This window comes from Cellulosimicrobium funkei (assembly GCF_001019615.1).
Lineage (GTDB): Bacteria > Actinomycetota > Actinomycetes > Actinomycetales > Cellulomonadaceae > Cellulosimicrobium > Cellulosimicrobium cellulans_E.
Map to the genome: position 1 here is coordinate 1 of NZ_JNBQ01000066.1, position 7467 is coordinate 7467.

7 protein-coding genes are annotated in these 7467 nt (G+C 71.1%); all 7 read left to right on the forward strand.

The genetic code is table 11. The features are described from left to right. Nucleotides 1–766: PfkB family carbohydrate kinase (locus tag FB00_RS20485; RefSeq protein ID WP_047234771.1), on the forward strand; the 766-nt coding region annotated here is incomplete at its 5' end. 132 nt (nucleotides 767–898) lie between these two features. After that, complete coding sequence (locus FB00_RS20490; RefSeq protein ID WP_082141568.1) at nucleotides 899–2059, forward strand: ROK family transcriptional regulator; 1161 nt, start codon at nucleotides 899–901, stop codon at nucleotides 2057–2059. 198 nt (nucleotides 2060–2257) lie between these two features. Further along, nucleotides 2258–3553, forward strand: coding sequence for an extracellular solute-binding protein (locus FB00_RS20495; protein WP_082141569.1), 1296 nt, complete (start codon nucleotides 2258–2260; stop codon nucleotides 3551–3553). A 152-nt stretch (nucleotides 3554–3705) separates the two neighbouring features. After that, nucleotides 3706–4659: a carbohydrate ABC transporter permease gene (locus FB00_RS20500; RefSeq protein ID WP_047234772.1), complete on the forward strand. Its 954-nt coding sequence runs from the start codon at nucleotides 3706–3708 to the stop codon at nucleotides 4657–4659. Next, entirely contained in the window at nucleotides 4656–5588 is a 933-nt protein-coding gene (locus FB00_RS20505) for a carbohydrate ABC transporter permease (protein ID WP_369799798.1), read from the forward strand. The genes FB00_RS20500 and FB00_RS20505 overlap by 4 nt, the downstream gene beginning before the upstream one ends. A gap of 1 nt (nucleotide 5589) precedes the next feature. After that, nucleotides 5590–6615 carry an ROK family protein gene (locus FB00_RS20510; protein WP_231581975.1) on the forward strand — a complete coding sequence of 342 codons (1026 nt, stop codon included), beginning with the start codon at nucleotides 5590–5592 and terminating at the stop codon, nucleotides 6613–6615. Continuing rightward, nucleotides 6615–7397: a glucosamine-6-phosphate deaminase gene (nagB, locus tag FB00_RS20515; protein ID WP_047234773.1), complete on the forward strand. Its 783-nt coding sequence runs from the start codon at nucleotides 6615–6617 to the stop codon at nucleotides 7395–7397. The genes FB00_RS20510 and nagB overlap by 1 nt, the downstream gene beginning before the upstream one ends. The last annotated feature ends 70 nt before the right edge of the window (nucleotides 7398–7467 follow it).

Below are 7467 nucleotides of genomic sequence, written 5' to 3' on the forward strand. Positions count from 1 at the left end.
CAACGCCGCGGCGACGGCCGTCGCGCTGGGCGTCCCGACACGGCTCGTCACCGCCGTCGGGGGCGGGCCGCTCGCGGAGGTCGTGCGTCGCGAGCTCGCGGGCTGCGGGGTCGAGCTCGTCGACGCCGCGGCCGGGACGAGCGGCGGACGCCTCGCCGTCTCGACCGTGCTCGTCACGCGGGCCACCGGTGAACGGGCCGTCGTGAGCACCAACGCCTCCGGGTTCGGCGACCTCGCTTCCCGCACGGCGGCGGGCGGCCTCGGGCTCCTCGACGGCGTCGGGCCGGGCGACGTCCTGCTGCTCGACGGGCACCTGCCGGGCCTCGCGCTCGGGGTGGCGCACCTGGCGCGCGAGCGGGGCGCGGCCGTGGTGCTCGACGGCGGGTCGTGGAAGCCGGACGCCGCGGAGATGATCGGCGTGTGCGACGCGGTCGTGGTGTCGGCGGACTTCCGGCCGCCGGGAGTCAGGGCGGACGACGTGCTCGCTGCGGTCGCGGCGCTCGGTCCGCGGTTCGTCGCCCGCACCCGCGGTCCGCGGCCGGTCGAGGTGCTCGACGCGGGGGAGCGGTACGACGTCGCGGTGCCCGACCCGGGGCGCGTCGTCGACACGCTCGGGGCGGGGGACGTGGTCCACGGGGCCTTCGCGGCGGAGGCGGCGCGCGGCGCGTCGTGGCGGGTCGCGCTCGAGCGGGCCGTCGCCGTCGCGTCGCGCTCGGTGGAGCACCCGGGTGCGCGGGGCTGGGTCGGCGCGGCGGGCTCGCCCTGACGCGGACGGCCGGGTCGACGGGCCGCCCCGGACGGGACCCAGGTCCCGAGGTGTGGGCCGGTCGGCAACATTTCGGTCACGAAGCCGCGAGGAAGTTGACAGCCACTTAGTAAAGGCAGTCTACTAACAAACATGACAACGGCAGTCACCGGGACCGGAGCACCGAGGAGGCGTCTGAGCACAGGGCTCAGGCCGACCTCGAAGGTGCTGCCCGAGCACGCTCGGGCCCACAACCGGTCCCTCGTGCTGCAGCACCTGTTCCACGAGGGACCCACCTCGCGCGCCGACCTGGCGCGCGCCACGTCTCTCACTCGCGTGACGATCTCCGACCTCGTCTCCGTGCTCATCGCCGAGGGTCTGGTCGAGGAGCTCGGCGTCCGCCCGGGCCAGCGCGTCGGCAAGCCCGCGATCCTCGTCGGGATGCGCACGAGCGCGTACCAGATCGTCTCCGTGGACCTCACCGACGACGAGGTGCTGCGCGGCGCGGTCCTCACGCTCACCGGCGACTTCGTCGTCCGGCAGAGCCTGGCGGTCGACGGCCGCACGGGCACCGAGCTGGTCGACCTCCTCACGCGCTTCTGCCGCGGCCTCATCGCGTCCGCCACCCAGCCGGTCATCGGCGTGGGGATCGGGTCGCCCGGCGTCGTCGACGCCGAGGGCCGCGTCATCGAGGCGCCCAACCGACGCTGGTACGACGTCCCGCTCGCCGCGCAGCTCACCGAGCGGCTCGGCCTCGCCGTTCACGTGGCCAACGACGCGAACATCGCCGCGCTCGGCGAGTTCACGTTCGGCGGCGCGGCCGGTGACGGGCTGCTCGTCCTCACCGTCGGCGAGGGCGTGGGCGCCGGCATCATGGTCGACGGCGCACGGGTGCGCGGGCACGCGGACGCGGCCGGCGAGCTGGGTCACGTGACCGTCGTCGACGACGGCGAGCCGTGCGCCTGCGGGCGCCGTGGCTGCCTGGAGACCGTCCTGTCCGTGCCGGCGCTGCGGCGCGCGGTGGACGGGCTCGACACCGAGGCTTCCGACGCCGTCCTGGCGTCGGTGGGCAGGACGCTGGGCATCGCTCTGGCACCTGTCGTCAGTGCGCTCAACCTCGCGGAGGTGCTCGTCAGCGGTCCTGCGGACCTGCTCGACGGCCCTCTGCGCGAGGCAGCGTTCGAGACCATCCGCTCCCGCACGATGCCGGTCATCGGCAGCGGGCTCCAGGTGCGGATGGCCACGCTCGACGAAGACGTCGTCCTTGCCGGGGCAGCCGTCCTCGTCCTGTCCGGACAGCTGGGGGTCTCATGAGCCGACGACGCTCGGACTGACCCCCACCGCCCGACCGGGGCCGGGCCCCGACCCGGCCCCTCAGACCTCCTGGGAACCCCAGAGCAGCATCCCCAGGAACGCAGTACCCCTGCACGTGCTCGATTACGCAGGACTCCTGCCACACCTCCGGTGGCGTCACCGACGCCGCCACCAAGAAACACCGAGAGGAAGCACCCAGTGAAGAGGAACCGTCTCGTCGCCGCCTCCGTGGCGTCGACGATCACCCTGGCGCTCGCGCTGACCGCCTGCAGCACCGGCGGCGGGAGCGACGACAACGGCTCCGGCGAGACCGAGGCCGCATCCGGCGACATCCGCGTCTGGCTGGTCGGCTCGGACACGCCCGACGCCGCACGCGACTACCTCAAGTCGACGTTCGAGGAGGAGAACCCGGGCAGCACCCTCACGATCGAGGAGCAGTCCTGGACCGGCCTCGTCGACAAGCTCACGACGTCGCTCTCGGGCTCCGACAGCCCGGACGTCGTCGAGGTCGGCAACACGCAGTCCGCCGCGTTCACGTCGGCCGGCTTCTTCCGCGAGATCACCGACGAGGAGTTCGAGTCGTACGGCGGCGACGACCTCCTGCCGGCGTTCGTCGACGCGGGCACCTGGGAGGACAAGCACTACGCGCTCCCGTACTACGCGGGTTCGCGCGTCGTGTTCTACTCGCCTCAGGTCACCGGTGACACCCCCGTGCCGACCACGCTCGACGAGTACGTCGCGAACGCCAAGGCGCTCACCACCGACACCGTCTCCGGCCTCTACTGGCCTGGCCAGGACTGGTACAACGCGCTCCCGTTCATCTGGGAGAACGGCGGCTTCATCGCCGAGCAGGGCGAGGACGGCACGTGGGAGGCGGGCTTCTCCTCGGAGGGCGGCCTCAAGGGCATGCAGCAGGTCGCCGACCTCATGGCGAACGCCTCGCACGCCCCGAAGGACGGTCAGGAGACCGACCTCCAGGTCCCGTTCTGCGAGGGCGCGGTCGCGTACCTCTCGGCGCCGACCTGGATCCAGTGGTCCATCACGGCTCCGGCGGACGCGGAGACGCCGGGCTGCCCGGACACGTACGGCTCGGACCTCACCGCGCTCCCGCTGCCCGGCAAGGACGGCGGCACCGCGACGGTCTTCGGTGGTGGCTCGAACATCGCGGTCGCGCAGAAGTCGAACAACCCTGAGCTCGCGGTGAAGGCCTACGCCATCATGATGAGCGACGAGTACCAGTCGATCCTCGCCGAGAACGGCCTCATCCCGGCCAAGACCTCGCTCGCCGAGAAGGTGCCGACCGACAACCCGATCGCCCAGGCGGGCGTCGACGCCTCGAAGAACACGCAGGTCACGCCCGTGTCGCCGCGGTGGGCCGACGTCGAGGCGCAGAACGTGCTCCAGACGGCCTTCACGCGTATCGCCAACGGCGACGACGTGAAGACGGTCGCCGAGGAGCTCGACGCCAAGATCGAGGAGATCCTCAACAGCTGAGACCGTCCGGTGGCGCCCGGCCTCGTCCGGGCGCCACCGGAGGCTCGAGCCGTCAGGGGTGGGGTCTCCTCGTGGGAGCCCCCACCCCTTCCCATGACGGGCCGTCGGCACGTCACCTGCGCACCACCGCGCACCCCTGACGGAGTGAGGAAATGAGCTCAACCACCCTCGAACCCCGCACCGAGCGCCCCGGCGCCGTGCGGCCACCCAAGAAGCGGCGTCCTCCGATCCTGCCGTGGACGCTCCTCGTCCCCAGCCTCGTCGTGCTGGGGGTCCTGGTCGGGTACCCGATCGTCCGACTGTTCGTCATGTCGTTCCAGAAGTACGAGCGGGCCCAGCTCATGGGCCAGCCCGCCGAGTGGGTCGGCTTCGACAACTACGCCCAGGTCCTCACGGACGTCCAGGGATTCTGGACCGTTCTCCTGCGCAGCTTTGTCTTCATGGTCGTCTGCGTCGCGCTGACGTTGGTGCTCGGCACCCTCATCGCGCTGCTCATGATGCGCCTCGGCAAGGGTTTCCGCCTGCTCGTCTCGATCGGCCTGCTCCTCGCCTGGGCCATGCCCGCCCTCGCCGCGACGATCGTCTGGGGCTGGATCTTCGACACCCAGTACGGCGTGATCAACAACCTCCTGACGAAGATCACGGGCGACAACTGGATGGGTCATTCGTGGCTCCTCAACCCGCTCCAGTTCTTCCTCATCGCCACCATCATCATCGTGTGGGGAGCGATCCCGTTCGTCGCCTTCACGATGTACGCGGGTCTGACGCAGATCCCGGGCGAGGTGCTCGAGGCCGCCCAGCTCGACGGCGCCGGCCCGGTCAAGCGGTTCCGCCTGATCATGATCCCGTACGTGCGCAGCATCATCACGGTGCTCATCGTGCTGTCGATCATCTGGGACCTGCGCGTCTTCACGCAGATCTACGCCCTCCAAGGCGTCGGCGGTGACCGGGAGAAGACGAACACGATCGGTGTGTACATCTACCAGATGGGTATGGCGCAGGGTCACTACGGCCTCGCCGGGGCGATCTCGGTGATCTTCGTCTTCATCATGCTCGGCATCTCGTTCTACTACGTGCGCCAGACGGTCCGGGAGGAAGAACTGTGAGCACCATCTCGACCACCCCCCGGGCCTCCGTGCGGCACGCCTCGGCGGCGGCCAGGCCCGCGCCGCGCAAGAGCCGCGACACGCAGCGCAAGAAGGCCGCGAACGTGGTCTTCGCGATCCTCGCGATCATCGTCTTCGTGGCGTCGGTCTTCCCGGTCTACTGGATGATCAACACCTCGTTCCTGCCGACGAGCCTCATCCGCGGGACGGACCTGCACTTCTTCCCGACCCCGGACGTCTTCACGCTCAAGAACTACGAGAGCGCCATCACCGACGACTCGCGGGCGCCTTTCATGCCCGCGATGGGCAACTCGCTCGCCGTGACCTTCTTCACGCTCGTCATCGCGATGATCCTCGGGTTCCTCGCCTCGCTGGCCGTGACCCGCTTCCGCTTCAAGGGCCGCCGCGCGTTCATCATCGCGGTGCTCGTCGTCCAGATGATCCCCGGCGAGGCGATGATGATCTCGATCTTCCGGATCATCGACGGCTGGCAGATGCTCAACACGATCATCGGTCTCGGCATCGTCTACGTGTCCGGCGTGCTGCCCTTCACGATCTGGACGCTGCGCGGGTTCGTCAACGGCGTGCCTGCCGAGCTCGAGGAAGCGGCCATGATCGACGGCTGCTCCCGGGGCAGGGCGTTCTGGAAGATCACGTTCCCGCTGCTCGCGCCGGGTCTCGTCGCGACGGGCGTCTTCGCCTTCATCCAGGCCTGGAACGAGTTCGTCATGGCGCTGATCATCATGTCGCGCCCCGAGTCGATGACTCTCCCGGTGTGGCTCCGGACCTACCAGCAGGCAACCCAGGCGACCAACTGGGGTGCTCTCATGGCAGGGGCCGTGCTCATCGCGATCCCCGTGGTGGTCTTCTTCCTCATCGTCCAGGGTCGGATGACCGGTGGCCTCGTCTCGGGTGCGGTGAAGGGCTGACGTGAGCGACCTGAGCACGGCCGCCTCGCTGAACGGTGAGGCGGCCGCAGCCCTGGCCGGTAGCCCCGGTCCCGGCACGCCGCGGTGCGACTCCGCGGCGACCGGGAACGCGGTCGGTCTCGACATCGGCGGGACCAAGGTGCTCGCCGCCTTCCTCGGCCCCGACGGGGTCGCGCGCGAGACGCTGCGTCTGCCGACCGTGCGCGGCCCGCAGGGCGTGGTGACCAGCGCGGCCCGCGCGGTCCGCGAGGTGGTGCGCCGTGCCGGCGTCGGGCTCGCCGAGGTCGACGGCGTCGGCGTCGGCGTGCCGGGACTGGTGGACCCCGAGGACGGCTCCGTCATGCATGCCGTCAACCTCGGCATCGAGGGTGGGCGCTTCGCTCTGGCGGAGGCGCTGTCGGCGGAGCTCGGCGGTCTTCCGGTCCAGGTCGACAACGACCTCAACGTCGCCGCGCTCGGTGCCTCGCACCTGCGCGGGGACGACGGGTCGGACCTCGCGTTCCTCGCACTGGGCACCGGTCTGGCCGCTGGGATCGTGCTCGGTGGCGAGCTGCGTCGAGGCGTGAGCGGCGCGGCGGGCGAGATCGGGCACATCCCGATCGACCCGCGCGGCCCCGAGTGCGCGTGCGGACAGCGCGGATGCGTCGAGGTCTACGCCTCGGGCTCCGCGGTGTCCGCCCGGTGGCCGTCGCGCCACGGGCGTCCCGCGCCCGCAGAGCTCTTCGACGCGGCCGCGGCGGGCGACCCGGAGGCGATCCGGATCAAGGACGAGTTCGCGTCTGCCGTCGCCTCCGCGGTGCGGATCCTCGAGCTGACGGTCGACGTCCGGCACGTCGTCCTCGGTGGCGGTGTGTCCGCCCTGGGGCAGCCGCTCCTGGACGCCGTGCGCGCCGCGCTCGACGCGCAGTCGAGCACGTCCCCGTTCCTGTCCTCGTTGCGTCTCGCCGAGCGGGTCTCGCTCGCTCCGGCGGACGTGCCCGTCGCCGCGGTGGGCGCTGCCCTCGTCGGCCGTCGAAAGGTGAAGTGATGGAGGTCGTGATCGCTCCTGCGGAGCGGTTGGCGGTGCTGGCTGCGGACGCGGTCGAGAAGGTGGTGCGGTCGCGGCCGGAGGCGGTGCTGGGGCTGGCGACGGGGTCGTCGCCGTTGAGGGTGTACGACGAGCTGGCGCGGCGGCACCGTGAGGACGGGTTGTCGTTCGCGGGGGTCAAGGCGTTCATGCTCGACGAGTACGTGGGCCTGCCCGCGGAGCACCCGGAGCGGTACCGGAACGTGATCGAGACCGAGATCGCCTCGCGGGTGGACTTCGCCGAGGGTGCGGTCCAGGGCCCGGACGGCAACGCGGCGGACCTGGTCGCGGCGTGCGCGGCGTACGAGGAGTCGATCGCGGCGGCGGGGGGTGTGGACCTGCAGATCCTGGGGATCGGGACCGACGGGCACATCGCGTTCAACGAGCCGGGGTCGTCCCTGGCCTCGCGCACGCGGATCAAGACGTTGACGGCCCAGACGCGCGAGGACAACGCGCGGTTCTTCGGTGACGACGTGGACCAGGTGCCGCGGCACTGCCTGACGCAGGGGCTGGCCACGATCATGTCGGCGCGGCACCTGGTGCTGCTGGCCACGGGCAAGGGCAAGGCGGAGGCGGTGCACCAGCTCGTGGAGGGTCCGATCAGCGCGTTGTGGCCCGCGACGATCATGCAGATGCACCCGCACGCCACGGTGCTGGTCGACGACGCGGCTGCCTCGCGCCTCCAGCTCGGTGACTACTACCGCCAGACGTACGCGTCCAAGCCCGACTGGCAGGGCCTGTAGCCGATCTGTCGATGAACTCTCGCGGGCCGTCGCCCGCGAGGCACAGCCGCCCGCCGGCGCGCGCGCGCCG